This window comes from Pedobacter ginsengiterrae, from assembly GCF_039537385.1.
Classification (GTDB): Bacteria; Bacteroidota; Bacteroidia; order Sphingobacteriales; family Sphingobacteriaceae; genus Pedobacter; species Pedobacter ginsengiterrae.
Map to the genome: position 1 here is coordinate 1 of NZ_BAABAK010000024.1, position 1,614 is coordinate 1,614.

The window sequence follows — 1,614 nt, forward strand, 5'->3', positions numbered from 1 at the left end:
TCACTTGATCGATTTTTTATTTAATGGGTTTTGTTCCTTGGTCTGGGAGTTTGCTTCTATGTGATGATATGGGAATATGAAGCTTTGGATTTTTATTTGACACTATTTTTGCTTCTAGATAGCTAGTTTGATGATTCTTTTCAGGTTTACAGTGAAAATAGCAAGTGCACCCTGCATTTCCATACCATCTATTCCATAGGCTATTGCCCGTCCATATCCGTGAACGTTTTTTAACTCGCTGTTTTTGGCTTCAATCTTGTATCGGTGCCGGGCTTGATCCTTGTAATATTCAGTCTCCTGAAAGATCATCTGCTCTTTGTGCAAGTCTGATTTTATGGATACCGAATAGCTTTTAGTTTTTGCGCCAGGCCTGTAGCAATTTTCTCTCAATGGGCAAACCTTGCATTTTTCAACATCAAAATAATATGTATCTACCTGATTGATCCCATCCTCTTTTTTCCCCTGCCTTGCTTTTCTAATAGCTAGATGTCCCGCGGGGCAAACAAACATGTCAGCATCCTTATTATAATCGAACCTGTCCTCTTCTTTTCTAAAGCCCTGTGTTATCGAGGGGTTCAGCTTTGCTACGATTTTGATGTTCTTATCATTCTCACCTTTAAGTCTTAGATTTTCCTTACCGGAATAAGCTGAATCGCCTATTATTGTTTCAACTGCTATTCCATTCTCCTGGCTCATCTTCAAAAGATTTGGCAACTCCGGACCGTCACCTTTTTCTCCTGAAGTTACCACCGCGGCGGTAATGATTCGTTCCTCAGTCATTGCCAAATGGGTTTTGTAACCAAAAAAACTGCTGTCAGCTGTTTTGTGTCCCACCCTCGCATCGATATCCCTTGATAGGGTATAATTCTCCTGAGTATCTTCTACAGTCTCTTTCAAAAGATTGAGTTTCTCTTTTACAGCTGGTATTTCGCTTAATGTCTGATCAGACTCGATAAGTTTTTGCAATTCCCTGCAGTATTCAATTTCCTTTAGAATATCGTTTGAATCGTTTTTCTCCGGCATTTGACTCCTGAAATCATCATCCATCAGATACACTGCCTTGCGCAGCAACTTCGAACGTTGCCTAAGTACCTCAAGAGCGGAGTATGGGTTGGATCTGGAAAGTGAATGCGTCGCGTCAACAATGATAGATTTGGATTTGATAATACCTTTTTCAAGAGCCAAAGAAACGGTTTTACCAATAAGTAAATTGAGCAGGTCCATATCCTTCAGCCTAAGCTTTCGGAACTTGGTCAGTGAACTGGGATTGATCACATCCTCTTCAGGGTACATCTCTAAAAAGTATTTAAAAGACATATCATACCGGGAACGCTCAACAACATCAACATCCGAAACGGTAAATATCGTTTTCAAAAGCAGATATTTGAACATACGCACAGGACTCTCTGCCACACGCCCATTGTCCTGGCAATATTTATCCAAAAGCTCCTTATAGATGAAGCTAAAATCTATAAGCTCGTTAATCTTGCGCAGTAGATTCTCCTTAGGGACAATCAGATCGTAGAGCCGGGAAAATTCGCTAAACTGGATTTTTTGTTGTTGAAGAAGCATTTTAAAAGCCGTTATGGTACACCTTTAAAATACAAAAAAAGG

Annotated in this window: 1 protein-coding gene; it reads right to left on the bottom strand. The window is 40.0% G+C overall.

The genetic code is table 11. From position 1 onward, the window contains the following. Window positions 1-114: 114 nt before the first annotated feature. Window positions 115-1,572, bottom strand: a complete 1,458-nt coding sequence (locus tag ABD692_RS20875; protein ID WP_344770104.1) for an IS1182 family transposase — start codon at window positions 1,570-1,572, stop codon at window positions 115-117. Window positions 1,573-1,614 lie beyond the last annotated feature (42 nt).

Coding starts and splice junctions, on each gene's coding strand:
- ABD692_RS20875 (WP_344770104.1), bottom strand. CDS start 1,572: ATGCTTCTTCAACAACAAAAAATCCAGTTTAGCGAATTTTCCCGGCTC.